This window comes from Desulfohalovibrio reitneri (genome assembly GCF_000711295.1).
Classification (GTDB): domain Bacteria; phylum Desulfobacterota; class Desulfovibrionia; order Desulfovibrionales; family Desulfovibrionaceae; genus Desulfohalovibrio; species Desulfohalovibrio reitneri.
In genome coordinates, this window is sequence record NZ_JOMJ01000003.1 from 1,446,819 (window position 1) to 1,467,880 (window position 21,062).

The window sequence follows — 21,062 nt, forward strand, 5'->3', positions numbered from 1 at the left end:
AGCCATGCAGCACGCCGAAGACCGCCACCCCTGCTTCAACGTCCGGGCCAAGGGCTCCTGCGGCCGCGTCCACCTGCCCGTGGCCCCGCGCTGCAACATCATGTGCAACTACTGCAACCGCAAGTACGACTGCGTCAGCGAGTCCCGCCCGGGCGTGACCTCGGCCGTGCTCTCCCCGGCCCAGGCGGCGGGCTACATGGACGAGATCCTGGCCCGCGAGCCGCGCATCACCGTGGCGGGCATCGCCGGGCCGGGCGATCCCTTCGCCAACGCGGACAAGACGCTGGAGACCATCTCCCGCATCCGCGCGGCCCACCCGCAGATGCTTTTCTGCGTCTCCTCCAACGGGCTGGCCGTGCCCTTCCATCTGGACGAAATCAAGGAGGCGGGCATCAGCCACATGACCATCACGGTCAACGCCGTGGACCCGGAGGTGGGCGAGAAGTTCTACCGCTGGGTGCGCGACGGCAAGGTGACCTACCAGGGCCGGGCCGCGGCGGAACTGCTGCTGGGCCGCCAGCGGGAGGCCATCGCCGGGCTCAAGGAGCGGGGCGTCAAGGTCAAGGTCAACACCATCCTCACGCCGGGGCTGAACGACCACCACGTGGAGGACATCGCCCGCGTCATGCGGGAGCTGGGCGTGGACATGCTCAACGTCATGGCCCTCATCCCCACGGCGGACACCCCCTTCGCCGACCGCGCCGCGCCTACGGGCAAGGAGGTGGACGAGGCCAGGGGCCGCGCCCAGGTCCACCTGCCGCAGATGCGCCACTGCCGCCGCTGCCGCTCCGACGCGGTGGGGCTGCTTGACTCCGACCGCTCCGAGGAGTTCGCCTCCTGCCTGAGCAAGTGCTCGGAAAAGAAGGACGCGGCCGGGCCGGACGCCTCCTGCCCCAACGTGGCCGTGGCCACGCGCGAAGGCATGCTGGTCAACCTGCACCTGGGCGAGACGAAGGTATTCCACATCTATGGCCAGAACGAGGAGGGAAGCTTCGCCAAGATCGACGAACGCCACGCCCCGCCCCCGGGCGGCGGCGACCGCCGCTGGCTGACCCTCTCCGACCTGCTGCGCGACTGCCGGGCCGTGCTGGTCTCCGGCATCGGCCCCGGGCCCAGGGCGCTGTTCGAGGAACGCGGCCCATACCCGGTGGAGATGGAGGGCTTCATCGAGCAGGGCCTGCGGGCGGTCTACGGCAGCGAAGACCTCTCCAAACTCCGCAAACGCCGCGAAACAGTCTGCGGCCAAGCCTGCTCCGGCACGGGGGAGGGGTGCTGAGGGGGATGACCAGAGGGTCAACCCGGCACATCCACACGCGGGGAGGGCAACCTCCCCGCTTCCCCACTGTTCGACCATGAAAAAGCCCCCGGGAGTGGGGCGCTCCCGGGGGCTTTGCAGTATGCCTGCCTGTGTCGATCGTCGTCCGTCAGTGCTGGCTGGGTGAGGCGAACCGGTAGTCCCAGTGTTCGCCGGGGATGGTCAGGAGCATGTCCGCTTCCAGTTCGGGCACTTCAAAACGGAAGTTGAGGGTGTCGCGCTCCAGGTTGACCCAGATGCGCCCGCTGACGGCCCGCTTGAGCCGCTCGTAGGGGACGCCGTAGCGGCGGGATATCTGGAGAAAGGCGTCCCCGATGGTGGCCCGGGCCCGGGCGGAGAGGGTCACGTCGCGCAGCTCCACGCGGACCATGCGCGGCCCGGCTTTGCCCGCGCGCCCAAGGGGCGGGGAATTGACTCTGCCGATGTCGATGGCCGGTTCCATGGCGCACCTCCCGTTGGGGGTTGATGCCATATTCCCTCCATGAACCGTGCCACATTCGAAAACCCCCGCAACGGAGAGGAAATGGGGATTGACCGGGAGCCGACGGGCCATCCCAGGCCACAAAATTGAAGAGTATTCCGGTAGTGATTTACAATTTTGCGAGGCACCTGGACGCGCTCAGGCGCCTGTGCCATGTTGCCGGCCATGTACGCGCTGCTCCTGCCGGTCGTCTTCGCCGCCGCCCTGGTCCTGACCATGGTGGGGCTGGGCGGCGGGCTCATCTTCTCCCCGGTGTTCGTCCTGGCGGGCATGGGCAAGGCCCAGGCCGCGTCCGCCTCGCTGTTCCTCAACCTGGTGGCCGCGGCCTCGGCCGCCTGGGTCTACGGCCGCAAGGGCATGGTGGACTTCCGCCTGGCCATTCCCCTCATCGTCTCCTCCAGCCTGGCCGCGCCGCTTGGCTCCTGGCTCAATCAGCGGGTGGAGATGGACCTCTTCATGGGGGTCATGGCCGTGGTGCTGGTGCTGGCCGCGGTCCGCATGCTGCTGGGGCCGAAGGCCATCAAGCGGCCCGAGGGCGGACGGCGCATGGGCAAGGCGGCCTCCGGCGTGCTGGTGGGGGCGGCCATCGGGCTTCTGGCCGGGCTGCTGGGCATCGGCGGCGGGGTCTTCGTGGTGCCGCTGCTCATCTTTCTGGTGGGCGTGGAGACCAAGGCGGCGGCCGCCTCCTCCACCTTCATCGTCTGCTTTTCGTCCCTGTTCGGCTTTCTGGGGTACGCTGCCCAGGCCAGCGTGAACTGGTCCTTCATCCTGCCCGCCGCCGTGCTGGCCTTCGCGGGCGGGCAGATCGGTTCGCGGGTCATGTCCGCCAAGCTCAACACCCGGCTTATCCACGTCATCTTCGCCGGGGTCCTGCTGCTGCTGGCGGCCAGGCTGGGCTGGCGGGTCGTGGCCGGGGGCTGAGGCCATGAACGACGAAACCGCGTCACCCTGGAGCGGGTAGCGCGGTTTCATCTGTCTGCTCTCCGTGTCAGCGGCCCTCGCCGCGTTCCGGGAGCGTCCCGAAAGCCCGACCGGTGGTTCTCTCGATGCCCTGGGTCAACCGGCGGATCGTCCGCCATGGCCCTCTTCGCTCGTTCCTCGGGGCGTTGTGGCCCGCCGGGTCATCGCACCCTCGGCTTCGGGGTCCGTATGATCATGAACGGCTTAACGGGTTCGTCCTCCTGTTGGGGTTCCACCTTTTCGCCTTCACTTTCCATGTAAGCATTCCAGCCCCGCAGTCAAGGGCGGTCAGGCTTGCCCGCGCGGTGGCGGCGCAGCATCTCCATGACCTCCGGGCGCTCCAGGTCGCGCCACTGGCGGTAGGCCGAGGCCACGGCGAAGGTCCAGGAGGTGCGCACGTTGGCGCAGTAGACCTCGTCCGCCTCGCCCCGCAGCCATTCGATGGTCCGCCAGGGCGAGGTGGGCACGGCCACCACCACCCGGGCCGCGCCCTGCTTGCGCACGGCGTTGACCCCGGCGCGCATGGTGAACCCGGAGGCCAGGCCGTCGTCCGCCAGGATGCAGGTCTTGCCGGAGACGTCGGGGAAGCCCTCGCCGCCCCGGAAGGCCAGGTTGCGCTCCCGCAGGTCCTCCATGACGGCCTCGCGCTCCCGCTCCACCTCTTCGTCGTGCTCGCCCAGCCCAAGCCGGGCCATCAACTCGCGATTGTAGAAGATGTTTCCGTCCAGCCCCGTGGCCGCGAAGCCCGCCTCGGTGTTGCCGGGAATCTTGAGCTTGCGCACCAGCAGCAGGTCCAGGGGCAGGTCCAGCCGCCGGGCCAGCACCAGCCCCACGGGCACGCCGCCCGCCGGAATGGCCAGGATAATGGCTTGGTCGCTGCCCTCGTAATGGGGGGCCAGCATGGCCGCCAGCCGCTCGGCCGCGTCCCACCTGTCCTCGAAAACGCCTTCCCTGTCGCGCAGGCCCTCGCACTCGTGCACTTCCGCCATGCCGCCTCCAGCTCGCCGGGCAACCGGTTGTGGGTGTCCGTTGCATCCTAGCAGGACAGGACGAGCGAAGGGAAGCGGGGGAGGAAAAAAGATAAACCGGAGCGCGGACACGCGCGGAACGGATCAGTCCAGCAGGGCTTCCAGCTCGCGGCGGGTTCGGCGGCAGGCGGCGCAGACGTCGTCGGCCAGTTCCACCGCGCCCTGCCCGCCCGCGTCCAACTGTTCCTCCAGGCGGCGGCAGGCCGCGTGCAAGTCGGCCGCCCCCACCACCAGGCAGGCTCCGGCCAGGGAGTGGGCCTCTTCCCTGGCCACGCGCGGCTCGCCCCGGGCCAGGGCCCGGCGGGCTTCCTGGCACCGCTTGTCCGCGTCTTCCAGGAAGCGCAGCAGAAAGGAGGCCCCGTCCTCGTCAGCCAGCAGGTCCCGGGCCATGGAGAAATCCACTGCCCCGTTGCCTTCGTTCCTGGCCTTTTCCCGGCTTACCCGGCCCAGCAGACGGTACAGCTTTTCCAGGCGCAGGGGTTTGGCCAGGTATCCGTCCATGCCCGCTCGCAGGCAGGCCTCCCGGTCCTGGCGGGAGGCGTGGGCGGTGAGTCCGACGATCTGGGTGGCCGGGTCGCAGCCTCTCTCGCCCCGGCGGATGGCCCGCGTGGTCTCCAGTCCGCCCAGCCCGGGCATACGCAGGTCCATGAGCACCAGGTCCATCGGCCGCTCCGCCAGGATTTCCAAGGCCCGCCGCCCGTTCTCCGCTTCGCTGACCCTGTGCCCACGCCGCTGGAGCAGCTGGCAGGCGAAGCGGCGGTTGGTCCAGTCGTCCTCCACCACCAGCACGTGCAGCCGTTCCTGGGAGGGTGTTGTCTCGGCGGCGCGGCCGTCGGCACCGGCCTCCGGCAGCGCGCCCACCTCGGCGAAAGGCGCGGAGAAACAGAAAACCGAGCCTTTGCCCGGAGTGGACTCGTACCACAGCGAGCCCTCGAACAGTTCGGCCAGCCCCTTGCAGATGGCCAGCCCCAGGCCGGTGCCGCCCTGGCCGTGCTCCGCCTGGGCAAAGCTGTCGAAAATCTCGTCGCCCAGGCCGCGCGGCACGCCCTCGCCCGTGTCGGCCACAGCGAAGAGCAACCGGGCGCGGCCGTCCGGACCGGATCCGTCGTCCAGGCGGCGGGCGATGATCTCCACGTACCCCTCGTCGGTGAACTTGACCGCGTTGCCCGCCAGATTGACCAGGATCTGCCGCAGCCGTCCGGGGTCGGAGAGGATGTGGCCCGGCAGCCGGGGGTCGATGAAAAGGCTGACGCCCACGCCCTTGGAGGAGGCCTGCACCCGCTGCTCGGCCGCCACCGCCCGCACCAGCTCGGCCGGGTCGAACACGTCCGGCTCCAGTTCCAGCTTGCCCGCCTCGATCTTGGAATTGTCCAGCACGTCGCCCAGGATGCCCAGCAGGGAGGAGGCGGAGCCCTGCAGCATCTCGGCCCGCTCGCGCTGCTCCGGAGGCAGTTCGTCCTCCAGCAACAGCTCGGCCAGGCCCAGCACGGCGTGCAGCGGGTTGCGTATCTCGTGGCTCATGTTGGCCAGGAAGGCGCTCTTGGCCTGCGACGCCGCCTCGGCCTGCTCCTTGGCCCGCAGCAGATCCTCCTCCATGCGCTTGCGCTCGGAGATGTCGCGCAGCACGCCCTGGATGCCCACCATGACCCCGTTCTCGTCGCGGACATCCGTGGTCACGCACTCGCACCACACGTGGGAGCCATCGGCGCGGCGCATGTGCATTTCGTAGAATCGCGGCCCCGGGTCCGGCTCCCCCGCCCGCTCGGCGCGCAGCCGCTCGGCCAGGCCCTTCTGAATGCGGTCCAGGGTTTCAGGGAGCATGACGTCGGCGAAGCCAAGCCGCAGGACTTCCGCGGGCAGGTAGCCCAGGATGCGCCGTACCGACGGGCTGACGTAGGTGAAGCGGCCCTGGAGGTCGAAGGTGAAGATGACGTCCGCCGTGTTCTCGGCCAGCAGCCGGTAGCGGGCCTCTTTCTCCCGCAGGGCCCGCTCCGCCTCGCGCCGCTCGGTGACGTCCTCCAGGTGGACCAGCACCAGTTCGTGGCTGACCGGCACGCAGGTGGCCTGCAGCCAGCGGCGCTCGCCAGTGGTGAGCATGGTGTGGGGGCCGGCGTGGCTGGTGTGCTCCTGGCTGTCGCCGCACCGGCGGACGGCCTCCAGCATGGGATGGTCGGCGCCCAGCAGTCCGTCCAGGGACTTGCCGAGCAGGGAGGGGATGCCTCCGCGCGTCAGATTTTCGGCGGCCGGGTTGGCGTCCATGAGCACAAATCCTCCCCCCCTGTCGCGGCGCAGCAACAAGGTGGGCATGGGCGAGCCACGGAACAAATTGTGAAAGCGCGCCTCGCTCAGGCGCAGGGCGGACTCGGCTCCCTTGTGCGGGGAAACGTCGTAGACCGTACCTGTCAACCCCAGCAGTTCCCCGTGCTCGGACACGTGGTAGTTCGCCCAGTCGGCCAGCCACACCCAATGGCCGTTTTTGTGCAACCGGCGGTAGGTCTGCCATACCGGGACCAGGCCGCCGAACTCTCCGGCCTGGTTGCGGACATACTCCATCTTCTCAAGCAGTGGCCCTCTGTCTTCGGGGTGGGTCTGGGCGAGGATGAAGTCGAGTCCATTGCCCAGGTAGTAGTCCGGAGGAAACCCCGTGAGTTCCTCCACGGTGGAACTGAGGTAATCGAGGCGGTCCTCCCGCAGGTCGAAGCGGTAGAGGACCAGGTTGGGGCAAATGCGCAATTCGGAGGGGGTGTCCACCGCATCGGGCAGCGCCTCCAGGCGAGCGCCGAGCTGGTCCAGCAGGTCGTCCGCCTCGTGGCGTCCGGCCTCGTCCAGGCGCTGCCTCAAGTTGCGCAGCAGTTCGGTGAGCGGCGTGTCGTCCACTGTGAGCCCCGTGCTGATGGGAAATATCGGAATACACGTTGTCAGCCCGGGCGGCAAGACGTAGGCTTTTTTCCGGTGTCACGGCACGGTTTGTGCTTCAGGCTCATCCCGAGAGGTTCGCGTTGTGGGAAAACCGTTTCGATTCAAGCTGGAAAAGGTGCTGCAGTTCCGCCGACAGGCGGAGGAGCAGGCGCAGCAGGACCTCGCCAGGGCCCGGTCCCGCCTGCGCGAGCAGGAGGAGCGCCTGGAGGGGCTGCTGCAAGCCCTGGCCGACCACGAGGCCTCCCGCTTCGGCAACGCCGAGATGACCCAAGCCGACCTGTGGTTGTGGGAGAACTACCACAGGGGGCTGAGCCAGGACGTGGAGAGCTCCAGGGTGCGCCGCAACCGCCTGGCCGAGGAGGTCGAACGCGCCCGCGCGGCATTGATTGAGAAGGCCAAGGACCGCAAGGTCATGGAAAAACTCAAGGAACAGCAGGCGGAGAAACATGCCCGGGAAGAACAGGCACTCGAGGAAAAAGAAAACGACGAAGTCGCAACGATCCTCCACGGCTACCGTGCTTTCTAGGCTGTTCCAGGCCCTGCTGGTCCTGGCGGTCTTCAAGCTGGCGGCTTTCGCCGCCGTGGGAATGGGCTTCTTCGACGGCACCCACCTGCCCAAGGTGGAGGTGTCCGGGGACATGACCCCGGACATGGCCGCCTCCGGGATCGGTCAAAAAGCCGACCCGGCCGCGAAGCCCAAGGATTCTGGCAAGAAAGCCCCTTCCGTGGCGGACTCCGGTTCCAACGCCGTCGTGCGCGCCCTCTCGCCCAAGGAAGCCCTGGCCCAGGACCAGGGCGGCCAGGACGAACAAGGCGGCCAACAGGAGCAATCCGGCGAGGTGCCCCCGGACTGGGATGCCCTGCAACGCAAGGAAGAGCAGCTCAAGCGCCGCGAGGAATCCCTGCGCACCCTGGAAAAGGAAGTGGACGCCAAGCTGGAGCGGGTGCAGCGCATCCAGGCCGACATCAAGCAGATGATCGAAGAGGCCAAGTCCATCCGCGACCGCAAGTTCAAGCATCTCATCGACGTCTATTCCTCCATGAAGGCGCAGAACGCCGCCCAGGCCCTGAGCAAGCTGGACGAGGACACCGCCGTCAAGATTCTGGCCGGAATGCGCGGCCGCTCGGCCGGGGAGATCCTCAACAACGTGGCCCCGGAAAAGGCCGCCCGCCTGTCCGAGGCCCTGACCGAGATGCAGATTCCCTTCCAGGACCAGTAACAGCCTTTTCTCCGGCCGCCGCCTTGCCCCGCGCGGCGGCGGCCGGTACACCCCTCCCATGCCCCGCATCAAACTGACCCTGGCCTACATGGGCTCCCGCTTCCAGGGCTGGCAGTCCCAGCCCGGCGGCAACACCGTGCAGGACATCCTGGCCCGCGCCTTGTCCCGCATCTGCGACCAGCCCGTGCGAGTGCGCGGTGCCGGACGCACCGACGCCGGGGTTCACGCCCTGGGTCAGGTGGCCCACTTCGACGCCCCGGAGAACCGGACCGGGCTGGACTGGCGGCTGGCGGCCAACGCCCTGCTGCCCCGCGCGGTGAACGTGGTGCGGGCCGAGGAAGTGGACCCGGAGTTCCACGCCCAGTACCACGCCGTGGCCAAGACCTACGCCTACCACCTGTGGCTGGAGCGCGGCTGGTGCTTGCCCCAACGCCGCCCTTTCGTCTGGACCTGCGGCCCGCTGGACGTGGAGGCCATGAAAGCTTCCGCCGACAGCCTCATCGGCCGCCGCGACTTCCGCTCCTTCATGAACGTGGGCAACCCGGTCAATTCCACGGTGCGCACCCTGCACTCCATCGACTTCGCCACGGAGCCCGCCGCCCTGGCCGAGGACATGCCGGACGAGCTGGTCCTGCGCTTCACCGCGGACGGCTTTTTGAAACAGATGGTGCGCAACATGGTGGGACTACTGGTGGAAGCGGGGCGGGGTAAAGTATCCCCCGGGGATGTCCGATCCGTTTGCGAGGCCGAGGATCGTTCGGCCGGGGCCCTGTGCGCCCCGGCGCACGGCCTGTGCCTGCAACGGGTCCACTATGGTCAGGATTGACGGCTCGCATCTCGCCAACCAGCCCACCGCCCTGCAAGGCCCCCGCGGCTCCAGCCGCCCGGACCTGACGGGACGCTTCCGGGCATCCTCCACCCCGCGCTCCGAGGCGTGGCGGGACCTGCTGGCCGGCGCCCTGGAAAGCCGCCTGCTGCGGCTGGACCGCCAGCTGGCTTCCTTCCGCTGGCCCGCCTCGGACCCGTCCACCGCGCGCATGACCTCGGTGGAGGACTCCATCGCCTCCCGGGTCAAGGCCGAACTGCGCGGCGGCGACCAGGCCCGGCCCTACCACCGCGCCTTCTCCCGGGGCCTGGACCCGGTGGCGCCCAGTGACCTGCCCGCTGGGGAGCACTCCCTGACCTTTTCCTGGGGCGGAAAAAGCGCCACCGCCACCATTGAGGTGGCCGATGACGACACCAACCGCGACGTGCTGACCGCCCTGGCCCGAGCCGTGAACCGCACCGACCTGCCCGTGCAGGCCGAAAGCTTTCGCCAAACCGCCCCGGACACCCGCGTGCGCGGGCTGAACACCGTGGGGCAGGTGCTGGCCGTGGGGATCAACGGCGCTTACGACGCCCAGGACCTGCGCATCTCCGCCTCCCGCCACCTGGGCCGCGAGCTGGACCTGCGCTCCGTGGATTCCCCAACCACCCAGGCCACCACCGGCCGCTACGACGTGGCCGCGAACCACGACGCGGAATCCGGCCGCTCCATCTCCCGCGCCCGCGACCCCAATGCGGAACTGGGGCTGGCCCAGGGCAAGTACGGTTTCTCCTACGACCTCTCCGACCGCCTTTCCGGGCAGCTGACCGTGGTCGTTTCCGACCTCTCGCGCGGGGAAATCCTGGCCAACAAGGACGGCGTGTACGGCGACGCCTCCCTGCTGGGCACCGACCCGGCGGACCTGCTGGTGCTGCCCCGGGACGCCACCTGGGAGGACCTCTACCAGGGCGTCGCCGCCGCGCTCCGGGGTCGCGACGACCACCTGGCCGCCTCGGTGTCCCGCGTGGACAAACCCTACTACGACCCCAACCTGCCGGACGGCCTGGTTTCGGCTGAACGCATCCAGCTGGAAATCGAGAGCCTGGCCCCCAAGGTGGGCGAACGGCTCAGCCTGACCGCTCCCTCGGCCCTCGCCGAGGCGGACAACGTGGATTCCTACGCCGCCGCCCGGGGGCTGGCCGTGCCCACGGACAGCGATTGCCAAGTGGCTGACATCCGCTCCGCCCTGGGGCTGGCGGCCACCTCCCGGCCCGGCTCGGACGCCGCAATCTCCGTGGAGGGTGCGCGGCGCGTGCGCAACCCCGGCCTCGTCCTGGAAGACGAGGGGCGGCTGGGCATCGAAGTCACCGACTCCTTCCGCCCGGCCGGGGCGGTGCGCGTGGAAAACGCCCCTGACGCGCTCTCCCGCTCCACCCGCGACCTCGTCCAGGCCTACAACGACCTCCAGCTCCTGCTCGCCTCGGACGCCGGGCTTTTCACCCAGGGCTTCCCGGAACGCTGGAGCGGCGAGGTCCGGGACAGGCGAGAGGACTTGGCCGACGCGGGGTTGCGAGCACGGCCCGGGGACCAGACCCTCGACTTCGACGAGGCCGCCTTCCGCCGGGCCCTGGCCGAATCGCCGGACCAGACGCGGGCCGCACTCTTTGACGGCCTGGCCGCCTCCTGGCAGTCCCTCACCAGCCAGGCCCTGGACGGGGACGTCTCCCGGTTCATCCGGCCCGCCACGGAAATCCAGGGCTCCCTGGGCAGCCTGGAAGCAGCCCTGCGCAACGAGTTCCGCTCCCAGGTCACAGACTTGCTGGGATAACACGAAAAGCCGGGAGCCCCTCGGGGCCCCCGGCTGGCGAAATGGTTCTTCCGTGCGGGAATCCGCCGCCCGAACGCGCGGCGGCTACTCAGCGCAGTTGATGCACAGCTCGGACTCCGGCATAGCCGCCAACCGCCTGGGGTTGATCGGCTCGCCGCACTCCTCGCACAAGCCGAACTCCGGGTCCGACTCCACGCGCTCCAGCGCGTTCTGCAACTTTTGCAATTTGGTCCTGGCCTGCTGCACCGCCTGGTGCATAACGCCCTGATTCGTAATGGAATCCATACGCGAAAGCCGGCCGATGGGCTCGTCCAGCGATACCGGCTGGGCGCGCTCCTCCATGTCGGCCAACTCGGCCCGCGTTTTCTCGATTTGTTCCGCGATGGCCGCGCGCATGCGCTCCTTCTGCGATTCGTTCATCATACCCTCCGAACGTCCAGAAGTAGCAAGTTTCACCCCGCAACGCATCCCCCTTGCAGACGAGGGGGGTGGGAAGGGGAAGATTTCGACTTCGGCGACCAGGGGAATGCCTCCGGCGGCCAGGGCCCGCGCGGCCCTGGACCCGCGGCAAACCGGGTTCGCATGTGTATTCGCGTGTTGACGCGCGGTGGCGCACGGCGAGGAAGCACTCCGGCGAACGCGCGATTGCGGGGATATTAGGCCGGTACAATCCCGTCCGGCCGTTTGGTTTCAGATGCGTTCAACGCGGGATTGGGTTGCTGTCTCTCGGCTGCCGTTTGCCCGTCACCCCGCCCCCAAGCGAAGCGAGCGACAAAAAGTATCGGAAAAGAAGGGAGAGGGTGCGGGAAAGGGAACAAAAACCCTTGCCAGCATCCCCGTATTCCCTCCATCTCTTTTTCTGTCCCTTAGACCAGTTCTTTTTCCCGCATGAAGCGCATGACCTTGGCTGTCTCCGCGGCGGCCATAGTGCCGCCGAGGGAGGCGGCCACGGCGCAGGTTTCCATGATCTGGCCGGGCGTGGCACCCAGGTCCAGGGCGTGCTGGGTCTGGAAGAGGATGCACCCCTGGCAGCCATGGGTGAGGGCGGCGCACAGGGCCATGAGGCGTTTTGTCACGGCCGGGACCTCGCCGTCCTTGTACGATTCGGAGGCCATGTCGTGGTAGGCTTCCGCCCAGCCGGGCATGTGCTTCAGGTAGTCGCGGAAGCTGTCGTGAATGTCCTGGTGGGCTTTGGTTTGGGATTCCACTGGGGTACCTCCCGGTTTTTTGGTGGCGTTGGGGTTGGGTGCGGCATGGAGGATGCGGCCGCGCTCCTCGATGAGCCCGAGGTCGTGCAGAAGGTGGTCGGAAAGCCCTCGCAGGGCGGGTCGGCGGCCTGGGGCCATCTTTGGGCGGCGCATGGTTCGTCCTCCTGTTTCATGCAGGATGGCCGCGCCGCCAAAATAAGGCAAACGAATAGATTGAATAACGGCGTCCAGCTATGCTAATAACACCTCATGGGCGAGACCATTTCCACGGACCTGCTGCGGACGTTCGCGGCCGTGGCCGACACCGGGGGCTTCACCCGGGCGGCGGCGCGGGTGAACCGCTCCCAGTCCGCGGTCAGTCAGCAGATCAAGCGGCTGGAGGAGGAGGCGGGCGGGCCGCTGTTCCTGCGCGGGGCAAGCCTGTCGTTGACCCCGCGCGGCGAGCGGTTGCTGGCCTATGCCCGCCGCATCCTGCTCCTGCACGACCAGGCCCTGGCCGAGCTGGCCGAGCCGAAGATGGCCGGGCTGGTGCGGCTGGGGGCCAGCGAGGACTATGCCGTGCGCTTCCTGCCGGAGATTCTGGAGGGGTTCGCCCGCAGCCATCCCAACGTGGAGGTGCATGTGCGCTGCGAACCCGGCACACGGCTGCGCGGGAGGCTGGAGGAAGGCAAGCTGGACTTGGCCGTCTGTCAGATGCACGACCCGGCCGAGGGGCGCGAGGTGATCCTGCATGAGCCCACGGTCTGGATCGGCTCGCCCGCACACCAGGTCCACCGCCTCTCCCCCCTGCCCCTGGCGGTCTACCACCGGGGCTGCCACGTCCGTTCCTGGGCCGCCGCCGCTCTGGAGGCCATGGGCAGGCCCTACCGCATCGCCCTGTCCTCGCCCTCCATCTCGGCCATTCGGGCGGCGGTGCAGGCGGGATTGGCCGTGGCCCCTGTGCCCCGTTCCTCGGCCTCGCCGGAGCACCGCTTCCTGACCGCCGGGGACGGCCTGCCCGACCTGCCCGGCCTGACCACCGTGCTGCTCCGCTCGCACCAGCCCGCCGGCCCGTCCGACTCCCTGGCCGAGCACATCAAGCGGGCCTTCGCCCGCCACGCCTGAGCGGTCACTTTTCCAAGGTGCATACCAAAAGCCGCAGGGTCTCAGCCAGCCAGGTCCGCCGCTCGTTCACCGCGAAACAGGCGGCGCGGATGTTCGACTCGGTGTCCGCCTGCATGGAGTCGCCCAGCAAGGGGCCCGTCACCATTCCGGCCAGGCGCAGAAGCCGGTTCACCCAGGGCGAGGCGGAGCGCTGATGCTCCAGGAACACCGCCATTCCGCCGGGAACAAGCACCCGCCGCATCTCGTTCAGGGCCCGATCCTGCTCGGCGATGGAGCAGAGCACCAGGCAGGAGACCACGGTGTCGAAGCGGTTGTCCGCGAAGGACATGTCTCGCGCGTCCATCACCCGGAGGTCGCGGGTACCGCCCTCCGCGTGGCTGCGCTCGCGGGCCCGCCGCAGCATGGCCGGGCTGACGTCGATGCCGGTAAGCTCCACCCCGCCCGGATACAGGGGCAGATTCTTTCCCGTTCCCACGCCCACCTCCAGCACGCGGCCGCTTGCGCGCTCCACCGCCAGAGGCCGCAGCCGCGCGAAGACCAGCCGTTCCAGCGGCCATTCCATCAGGTCGTAAAGGGCCGCCACACGGTCGTATCTGGCTCGTTCCCAAGGCATGGAGAGCCACCATAGCACGCCAAATCGGCCGGAGCACCCCCGCGCGGCAACACGCCCCTTGCATCGCCGCCCCGCCTTGTTCATTATGCTGGTTCATGGTTCCCTTTCCGGGAACGCGCCCAAACCTCAGCAGAGGAAGCAATGCCCAAGGGAAAGAAAAAGAGCGCCAAGCCCGAACTCGACACCACCATCTCCAGCCTCGGCGAGGCCAAGGAGAAACACCCGCTTGGCTACTGCCGGTTCATCGACGACTCCGCCCGCGCCACCATCCAGATGACCGACCAGGAGGTGGCCGGACTGGCCGACGACGAGACCGTAACCATGGACTTCGAACTGGCCGGGCCGCGCGAGCCCATCTACTTCAAGCCCTCCAAGGTCAAGTGCGCCATCGTCACCTGCGGCGGCCTCTGTCCCGGCATCAACGACGTCATCCGCTCCATCGTCCTGGAGGCCCACCACAGCTACGACGTGGCCGCGGTCTTCGGCATCCGCTTCGGCCTGCAAGGCTTCATCCCCTCCTACGGGCACGACGTCATGGAACTCGACCCCGCCACCGTCTCCGGCATCCACCAGTTCGGCGGCACCGTGCTGGGCTCCTCGCGCGGGCCGCAATCCGCCGAGGACATCGTGGACGCTCTGGAGCGCATGAACATCTCCCAGCTCTTCGTCATCGGCGGCGACGGCACCATGAAGGCCGCCCAGGCCATTCAGGACGAGGTGGAAAAACGCGGCCTGACCATCGCCGTCATCGGCATCCCCAAGACCATCGACAACGACATCAACTTCATCACCCGCTCCTTCGGCTTCGACACCGCGGTGGAGCAGGCCACCGAGGCCATCCGCTGCGCCCACAACGAGGCCGAGGGCGCGGTCAACGGCATCGGCATGGTCAAGCTCATGGGGCGGCACTCCGGCTTCATCGCCGCCCAGTCCGTGCTGGCTCTCAAAGAGGTCAACTTCGTCCTGGTGCCGGAATACCCCTTCGAACTGGAAGGCAAGCGCGGCTTCCTGCCCGCACTCTACGACCGGCTGAACAAACGCGGCCACGCCGTCATCGTGGTGGCCGAAGGCTCCGGGCAGCACCTTTGCCCGCATTCCGGTGAAAAGGACGCCTCGGGCAACGTGCGCCTGGGCGACATCTGCTCCGTGCTCCGCTCCTCCATCGACGACTACCTCAAGCAACGCAAGACCCGCTACACACTCAAGTTCATCGACCCCAGCTACATCATCCGCTCCGTGCCGGCCAACTCCAACGACCGCGTCTACTGCGGCTTCCTCGGCCAGTCCGCCGTACACGCGGCCATGGCGGGCAGAACCGGCATGGTGGTGGGCAAGATCCAGGACCGCTACGTCCACCTGCCCTTCCACCTCGTCACCTCAAAGCGCAAACAGCTCAACATCCGCTCCGACTACTGGCGGGCGGTCATCGAATCCACCGGACAGAAACACATCGGCCCCGACCCAGCCGCCTGCCCCGTGGATTGAGGAAGAGGGAAGAAGGAAGATTTCGCCCATTGAGGAGAAAATAGGGAAAGATTTCGCCTTTGGCGACCAGGGGGCTTCGCGCCCCCTGGACCCTGCGGCAAAGTAACTTTGCATGTGTGTTCGCGGGTTGGCGGGCGTCAGGTGGGATGCAATGGAGCACCCCGGCGAAGTGACGTTTGTGGAGTTTTCACTCGCTTTTCCACTTCCCCACTCACCCCTTGCTCAACCCGAACGGGCTGATTATATGCGGGAGGCTGGCCGGAGGGCGTGCATGGCATTGGACAGACCGTGGCGTTTGCCGTACATCCGGGCGGCGTCCCTTTTACACTTCCTTCTTTTCGAGACGATCCCCGTATGGACACCAGCCGCATTCGCAATTTCAGCATCATCGCGCACATCGACCACGGCAAATCCACGCTGGCCGACCGGATCCTGGAGATCACGGGCCAGATGGGCGACCGGGACAAGCGCGACCAGTTTTTGGACCGCATGGACCTGGAGCGTGAGCGCGGCATCACCATCAAGGCGCAGACGGTGCGTCTGCCCTACAAGGCGCGCGACGGGCAGGAGTATCTGCTGAACCTCATCGACACGCCGGGCCACGTGGACTTTTCCTACGAGGTGTCGCGGTCGCTGGCCGCCTGCGACGGCGCGCTGCTGGTGGTGGACGCCACCCAGGGCGTGGAGGCGCAGACCCTGGCCAACGTCTACCTGGCGCTGGACCACGACCTGGAAGTCATCCCGGTTCTGAACAAGATCGACCTGCCCTCGGCCGAGCCGGAGCGGGTGGCCTTGGAGATCGAGGAGGGCATCGGCCTGGACTGCTCCGATTCCCTGTACGTCTCCGCTAAGACGGGCCAGGGCGTGGAGGACGTGCTGGAGCGCATCGTCCGCGACATTCCCCCGCCGCGCTGCACCCCGGACGCCCCGTTGCGGGCGCTGATCTTCGACTCCTGGTACGACTCCTACCAGGGCGTGGTGGTGCTCTTCCGCGTGCTGGACGGCACCATCAAGTCGGGCCAGCGCATCATGATGCACTCCAACAAGGCGGAGTTCGAAGTCACCGACCTGGGCGTGTTCGCGCCCAACACCACCATGGTCAAGGAGCTGGGTCCGGGCGAGGTCGGTTTCCTGACCGCCTCCATCAAGGACCTGGACGAAGCGAGGGTGGGCGACACCATCACCGACCCGCGCAACCCCACCCAGCAGCCGTTCCCGGGATTCCAGAAGATCAAGCCCATGGTATTCTGCGGGCTGTACCCCACAGAGCCGTCCGAGTACGAGCCGCTCAAGGGCGCGCTGGAGAAGCTGCAGCTCAACGACGCGGCCTTCTCCTACGAGCCGGAGGTCTCCCAGGCGCTTGGCTTCGGCTTCCGCTGCGGCTTCCTGGGCCTGTTGCACATGGAGATCATCCAGGAGCGGCTGGAGCGGGAGTTCCAGACCTCGCTCATCGCCACCGCCCCGTCCGTGGCCTACAGCGTGACCACCACCGAGGACGAGACCTTCGAGATCGACAACCCCACCCGGCTGCCGGAGCCCACGGAGATCAAGGAACTGGCCGAGCCGTGGGTGCGCATGGAGATCCACGTGCCCGGCGAGCACGTGGGCGGGGTGGTCAAGCTGTGCGAGGAGCGGCGCGGCGAGCAGCAGGACATGCGCTACCTGACCACCAACCGGGTCATTGTGACCTACGCCCTGCCCTTCGCCGAGATCGTCTTCGACTTTTTCGACAAGCTGAAGTCCATGACCCGGGGCTACGCCTCCATGGACTACGAGGTGACGGGCTACCGGGTCTCCAACCTGGTCAAGCTGGACATCCTCATCAACGGCGACAAGGTGGACGCCATGGCCTGCATCGTCCACCGCGACTCCGCCGCCCATGTGGGCCGCAAGCTGGCGCTGAAGCTCAAGCGGGCCATCCCCAGGCAGATGTTCGAGGTGGTCATCCAGGCGGCCATCGGCAACCGCATCGTCGCCCGCGAGCGGGTGGCCCCCATGCGCAAGAACGTTACCGCCAAGTGCTACGGCGGCGACATCACCCGTAAGCGCAAGCTGCTGGAAAAGCAGAAGGAAGGCAAAAAGCGCATGAAGAAGATGGGCAATGTTGAAGTGCCCCAGGAAGCCTTCCTGGCCGCGCTGCGGACCGACGAGGACTAGCCAGTGAGCCGATCGCTCAAGCTCATCAAGGAATACGCCGAGGCGCTCTTCATCGCGCTTCTGTTGGCCCTGTTCATCCGCACCTTCGTGGTGCAGGCCTTCAAGATCCCCTCCGGCTCCATGCTGCAGACCCTGCAGGTGGGGGACCACCTGCTGGTGAACAAATTCATCTACGGGGTGAAAATCCCCTTCACCGGCCAAACGCTCATCCCCATCGACGACCCCGGGTTCCAGGACGTCATCGTCTTCGGCTTCCCCGGCCAGCCCACCGGCGGCGGGGCCGGGGTGTTCGACGAGGACAATGTGCAGGTGCGCGGCGGCGTGGGCGGCAAGGACTTCATCAAGCGCATCATCGGCCTGCCCGGCGACACCATCGAGGTGCGCGACAAGCAGGTGTACCGCAACGGCAAGCCGCTGGACGAGCCCTACGTGCAGCACACCGACCCCCGCGTGCTGCCCCGGCGCGACAACATGGGGCCGGTCAACGTGCCGGACGGCCACTATTTCGTCATGGGCGACAACCGCGACGAGTCCTACGACTCGCGGTTCTGGGGCTTCGTGCCGCGCGAGAACATCAAGGGCGAGGCGCTTTTCCTCTACTGGTCCTGGGGTTCGGAAGGCCCCATGGACGTGCGCTGGAACCGCCTGGGCGACTGGGTGGAGTAACCACGGCCCGCCACACTCGGGTGGCATGCCGCGCGGCTTGCCACCCGGAAACGGTTGCCGGACAACCCCCGGCTGCGCCGTGCACGGCCTTGAGATGATCGAGGCGGTCCGCCCCCTGGACCTCGGGGATGCCGTGGCCGCCGCGCGCCTTCCGCCAAGGGCATCCGCCGGGGATAATCGCCTTTTCTTCCTGGCGTTTTTGGCCTATATCGGACGCACGACGCCCGAAGGCCACCCACATGCTCTGCACCACCCGCACCGCCGCGCTCCTGGGCATCGAGGCCCACGCAGTCGAGCTGGAAGTCGATCTGGCCCGGCAGGGCATGCCCGCCTTCACCCTTGTCGGCCTAGCCGAGGGCGCTGTGCGCGAGGCCAAGGAGCGGGTCTTCTCCGCCCTGAAGAACTCGGGCTACCGCATGCCCCCCTCCCGCATCACCGTGAACATGGCCCCGGCGGACCTGAAGAAGTCCGGCTCGGCCTACGACCTGCCCCTGGCCCTGGGGCTGCTGGGCGCGTCCGGGGCAATGGAGGCGGAGCGGCTGGAGGGCTGGCTCTTCTCGGGCGAGCTGTCCCTGTCCGGCGAGTTGAAGCCCATCCCAGGCGTGCTGCCCCTGGCGGTGCGCGCCCGCGACGATGGGGCGCGCGGCATCCTGGTGCCCCGGGCCAACGCGGCCGAGGCGGCCGTGGTGGAGGGGCTGGAGGTGTACGGCGTGGAGACCCTGGCCCAGGCCGTGGAGTTCCTCTCCGGCCGCGAGTCCCTGGAGCCCGCCCAGAGCCGGGCGGAGGAGGACTTCGCCCGGCGGCTGCGCTTCTCCCTGGACTTCGCCGAGGTCAAGGGCCAGGAGCACGCCAAGCGCGCCGTGGAGATCGCCGCGGCGGGCGCGCACAATCTGCTATTTTCAGGGCCTCCCGGCTCCGGCAAGACCATGCTGGCCAAGCGCATCCCCACGGTGCTGCCGCCCCTGGCCTTCGAGGAGGCCCTGGAAGTCACCAAGATATACTCCGTGGCAGGCATGCTGGCCGAGGACCAGTCCCTGGTGGCCACCCGGCCCTTTCGCTCGCCCCACCACACCATTTCCGACGCCGGGCTCATCGGCGGCGGGGCGCATCCCCGCCCCGGCGAGGTCTCCCTGGGCCACCGGGGCGTGCTTTTTCTGGACGAGCTGCCGGAGTTCAAGAAGCAGGTGCTGGAAGCCCTGCGCCAGCCGCTGGAGGACGGCCGGGTGACCATCTCCCGCGCAGCCCTGTCCCTGACCTACCCGGCGGACTTCATGCTGGTGGCCGCGCTCAACCCCTGCCCCTGCGGCTACCTAACTGACGAGCGCCACGGCTGCTCCTGCACCCCCAACCAGGTGCGCGCCTACCAGGCCCGCGTCTCCGGCCCGCTTTTGGACCGCATCGACCTGCAGGTGGAGGCCCCGGCCGTGGAGTACCACGAGATGCGCGGCGACGGCGGCGGCACGGACTCGGCCACCATGCGGGACAGCGTGCTGCGGGCGCGGAAGGTGCAGGCCGCGCGGTTCGGCCAAAGCGGCCCCCTGCTCAACGCCGACCTCTCCGGGGCCGCCCTGGAAGCGCATTGCACCCTGGGCGACGAGGAACACCGCTTCATGGAGGGGGCCTTCCAGCGCCTGGGCCTGTCCGCCCGCGCCTCCACCCGCGTCCTGCGCCTGGCCCGCACCATCGCCGACCTCGAAGGCGCCGACCGCATCACCACCCCCCACCTGGCCGAAGCCATCTCCTACCGGGGGCTGGACCGGAGCCGCTCCGGCTGAACCCGCCGTTCCGGATCGTTTTCCTCCGCCTCTTTACACGGCACCGCTTTGCCGTGTTATAGAGTGACTTGGCTCCAATTCCCCAGCATATCAGGAGGAAACCATATGTCATTCTTTTTCCAGCCGGTCCATTCCGAGCATCTGGGCCACATCTCCTACATTTTCGGCCGCGACGGCGAGGCCGCCGTGGTGGACCCCCGCCGCGACTGCGAGGAGTACGTGGCCATCGCGCGGGCCAACGGCGCGCGCATCACCTACATCTTCGAGACGCACCGCAACGAGGACTACGTGACCGGCTCGGCCGAGCTGGCCGCCCGCACCGGCGCGGAAATCCGCCACGGCGAGGACCTGCCCTTCACCTACGGCGCGCCCACGGGCGAGGACTTCCAGTTCCTGGTGGGCGGTTTGCGCGTGGTTTCCATGAAAACCCCGGGCCACACCGACGAGTCCCTCTCCTACGTGCTGTACGACCCCGAGAGCGCTGGCCGCGAGCCGGTGGGGGTGTTCACCGGGGACGTGCTTTTCGTGCACGACACCGGCCGCACCGACTTCTTCCCGGACCGGGCCGAGGAAGTGGCCGGGCTGCTCTACGACTCCATCTTCGAGAAGATCCTGCCCCTGGGCGACCACGTGCTGCTGTGGCCGGCCCACGGCGCGGGTTCGGTCTGCGGCTCCACCATGGCGGAGCGCGAGGTGTCCACCCTGGGGCTTGAGCGGCGCACCAACCCGGCGCTGAAATTCACCAAGCGCGAGGACTTCATAAAGAAGAAGCTCGCGGAGAAGCACACCAAGCCGCCCTACTTCCACATGATGGAGAAATACAACCTGCACGGCTCCGCCGCGCCCATGCCGCGCGTGCCCACTCCGCCGCCCCTGGACGTGGACGACTTCGCCGAGCGGGCGGAAAACGGAATGCGCGTGGTGGATACCCGCAGCCCCGAGGCCATCGCCGGGGCGCTGATTCCGGGCAGCCTGGCCATTCCCCTGCACATGCTCCCGGCCTTCGCGGGCTGGTTCCTGGAGTACGAGCGGCCCATCGGCCTGGTGGTGGACGACGCCGCCCCGGACGACCTGGCCCGCAGCGCCATGCGCTACCTCATGCGCCTGGGCTTCGACCAGGTGGAGGGCTACATCACCGGCATGAGCGAGTGGGAGAAGAGCGGCCGCGAGTACGACCGCATCCCGGCGGTGCACGTTGACGAGCTGGTCTCCCGCATCGAGTCGGACGAGGACTTCACCCTGCTGGACGTTCGCAAGGACGAGGAAGTGGCCCACGGCATGCTGCCCGACGCCAAGCACGTCTTTTTGGGCCATCTGCCGGACCGGATCGGCGAACTGGACAAAAGCAAGCCCGCCATCACCTTCTGCGGCTCCGGGCAGCGGGCCATCATCGCGGCCTCACTGCTCAAGGCGGAAGGGTTCAAGGACGTGGGAGACGCTCTGGGCTCCATGGCCGCCTGCTCCGCGCGCGGCTGCCCCATAGACAGGGAGTAGTGAC

18 protein-coding genes are annotated in these 21,062 nt (G+C 68.0%); 12 read left to right on the top strand and 6 right to left on the bottom strand.

What is annotated here, in order from left to right:
* Nucleotides 1-4 precede the first annotated feature (4 nt).
* Nucleotides 5-1,276: a radical SAM protein gene (locus N911_RS0107430; protein ID WP_029895802.1), complete on the top strand. Its 1,272-nt coding sequence runs from the start codon at nt 5-7 to the stop codon at nt 1,274-1,276.
* A gap of 148 nt (nt 1,277-1,424) precedes the next feature.
* On the opposite strand, the gene N911_RS0107435 is transcribed toward N911_RS0107430, so the two are convergent.
* The gene (locus N911_RS0107435; protein WP_029895804.1) at nt 1,425-1,757 is read right to left on the bottom strand and encodes a hypothetical protein; all 333 of its coding nucleotides are present in this window, start codon (nt 1,755-1,757) and stop codon (nt 1,425-1,427) included.
* Between the two features lie 204 nt (nt 1,758-1,961).
* Between N911_RS0107435 and N911_RS0107440 the strand changes: the two genes are divergently transcribed.
* The gene (locus N911_RS0107440; protein WP_161781604.1) at nt 1,962-2,717 is read left to right on the top strand and encodes a sulfite exporter TauE/SafE family protein; all 756 of its coding nucleotides are present in this window, start codon (nt 1,962-1,964) and stop codon (nt 2,715-2,717) included.
* A 317-nt stretch (nt 2,718-3,034) separates the two neighbouring features.
* Here N911_RS0107440 and N911_RS0107450 read toward each other — a convergent pair whose 3' ends face one another.
* Together N911_RS0107450 and N911_RS17450 are read right to left on the bottom strand one after the other, a co-directional pair.
* Nucleotides 3,035-3,745 (bottom strand): phosphoribosyltransferase, encoded by a 711-nt coding sequence (locus N911_RS0107450; RefSeq protein ID WP_029895809.1) that lies wholly within the window; start codon nt 3,743-3,745, stop codon nt 3,035-3,037.
* A gap of 123 nt (nt 3,746-3,868) precedes the next feature.
* On the bottom strand, nt 3,869-6,661 hold the full coding sequence (locus tag N911_RS17450) for a PAS domain S-box protein (protein WP_051694053.1): 2,793 nt from the start codon (nt 6,659-6,661) through the stop codon (nt 3,869-3,871).
* Nucleotides 6,662-6,785: 124 nt separating this feature from the next.
* Between N911_RS17450 and fliJ the strand changes: the two genes are divergently transcribed.
* The 4 genes from fliJ to N911_RS0107475 are packed head-to-tail and all read left to right on the top strand — an operon-like array spanning nt 6,786 to nt 10,556.
* Nucleotides 6,786-7,229 carry a flagellar export protein FliJ gene (gene fliJ / locus N911_RS0107460; protein ID WP_029895812.1) on the top strand — a complete coding sequence of 148 codons (444 nt, stop codon included), beginning with the start codon at nt 6,786-6,788 and terminating at the stop codon, nt 7,227-7,229.
* Nucleotides 7,219-7,923 carry a MotE family protein gene (locus N911_RS17455; protein ID WP_051694054.1) on the top strand — a complete coding sequence of 235 codons (705 nt, stop codon included), beginning with the start codon at nt 7,219-7,221 and terminating at the stop codon, nt 7,921-7,923. Before fliJ ends, N911_RS17455 begins: the two co-directional genes overlap by 11 nt.
* Nucleotides 7,924-7,981: 58 nt before the next feature.
* Entirely contained in the window at nt 7,982-8,749 is a 768-nt protein-coding gene (truA, locus tag N911_RS0107470) for a tRNA pseudouridine(38-40) synthase TruA (RefSeq protein ID WP_029895817.1), read from the top strand.
* Nucleotides 8,736-10,556, top strand: a complete 1,821-nt coding sequence (locus N911_RS0107475) for a hypothetical protein (RefSeq protein ID WP_029895819.1) — start codon at nt 8,736-8,738, stop codon at nt 10,554-10,556. Before truA ends, N911_RS0107475 begins: the two co-directional genes overlap by 14 nt.
* An 84-nt stretch (nt 10,557-10,640) precedes the next feature.
* Here the strand turns inward: N911_RS0107475 and N911_RS0107480 are convergent, their stop codons facing one another.
* Both N911_RS0107480 and N911_RS18785 read right to left on the bottom strand, forming a co-directional pair.
* Complete coding sequence (locus N911_RS0107480) at nt 10,641-10,976, bottom strand: TraR/DksA family transcriptional regulator (RefSeq protein ID WP_029895821.1); 336 nt, start codon at nt 10,974-10,976, stop codon at nt 10,641-10,643.
* A 446-nt stretch (nt 10,977-11,422) separates the two neighbouring features.
* Entirely contained in the window at nt 11,423-11,917 is a 495-nt protein-coding gene (locus N911_RS18785; RefSeq protein WP_237559911.1) for a carboxymuconolactone decarboxylase family protein, read from the bottom strand.
* A 96-nt stretch (nt 11,918-12,013) separates the two neighbouring features.
* On the opposite strand from N911_RS18785, the gene N911_RS0107490 reads away from it, so the two are divergent.
* A complete protein-coding gene (locus tag N911_RS0107490) occupies nt 12,014-12,868 on the top strand; it encodes a LysR substrate-binding domain-containing protein (RefSeq protein ID WP_029895826.1) in 855 nt (284 codons plus the stop codon).
* Between the two features lie 4 nt (nt 12,869-12,872).
* Here N911_RS0107490 and N911_RS0107495 read toward each other — a convergent pair whose 3' ends face one another.
* On the bottom strand, nt 12,873-13,481 hold the full coding sequence (locus tag N911_RS0107495; protein WP_029895829.1) for a class I SAM-dependent methyltransferase: 609 nt from the start codon (nt 13,479-13,481) through the stop codon (nt 12,873-12,875).
* A gap of 141 nt (nt 13,482-13,622) precedes the next feature.
* Between N911_RS0107495 and N911_RS0107500 the strand changes: the two genes are divergently transcribed.
* From N911_RS0107500 to N911_RS0107520, 5 genes are all read left to right on the top strand, one after another.
* The gene (locus tag N911_RS0107500) at nt 13,623-14,966 is read left to right on the top strand and encodes an ATP-dependent 6-phosphofructokinase (RefSeq protein ID WP_029895831.1); all 1,344 of its coding nucleotides are present in this window, start codon (nt 13,623-13,625) and stop codon (nt 14,964-14,966) included.
* Nucleotides 14,967-15,320: 354 nt separating this feature from the next.
* Complete coding sequence (lepA, locus tag N911_RS0107505) at nt 15,321-17,123, top strand: translation elongation factor 4 (RefSeq protein WP_029895833.1); 1,803 nt, start codon at nt 15,321-15,323, stop codon at nt 17,121-17,123.
* A 3-nt stretch (nt 17,124-17,126) separates the two neighbouring features.
* Nucleotides 17,127-17,789, top strand: coding sequence for a signal peptidase I (gene lepB, locus N911_RS0107510; protein WP_029895835.1), 663 nt, complete (start codon nt 17,127-17,129; stop codon nt 17,787-17,789).
* A 239-nt stretch (nt 17,790-18,028) separates the two neighbouring features.
* Nucleotides 18,029-19,564: a YifB family Mg chelatase-like AAA ATPase gene (locus tag N911_RS0107515; RefSeq protein WP_029895837.1), complete on the top strand. Its 1,536-nt coding sequence runs from the start codon at nt 18,029-18,031 to the stop codon at nt 19,562-19,564.
* A gap of 105 nt (nt 19,565-19,669) precedes the next feature.
* The gene (locus N911_RS0107520) at nt 19,670-21,058 is read left to right on the top strand and encodes an MBL fold metallo-hydrolase (protein WP_029895839.1); all 1,389 of its coding nucleotides are present in this window, start codon (nt 19,670-19,672) and stop codon (nt 21,056-21,058) included.
* The last annotated feature ends 4 nt before the right edge of the window (nt 21,059-21,062 follow it).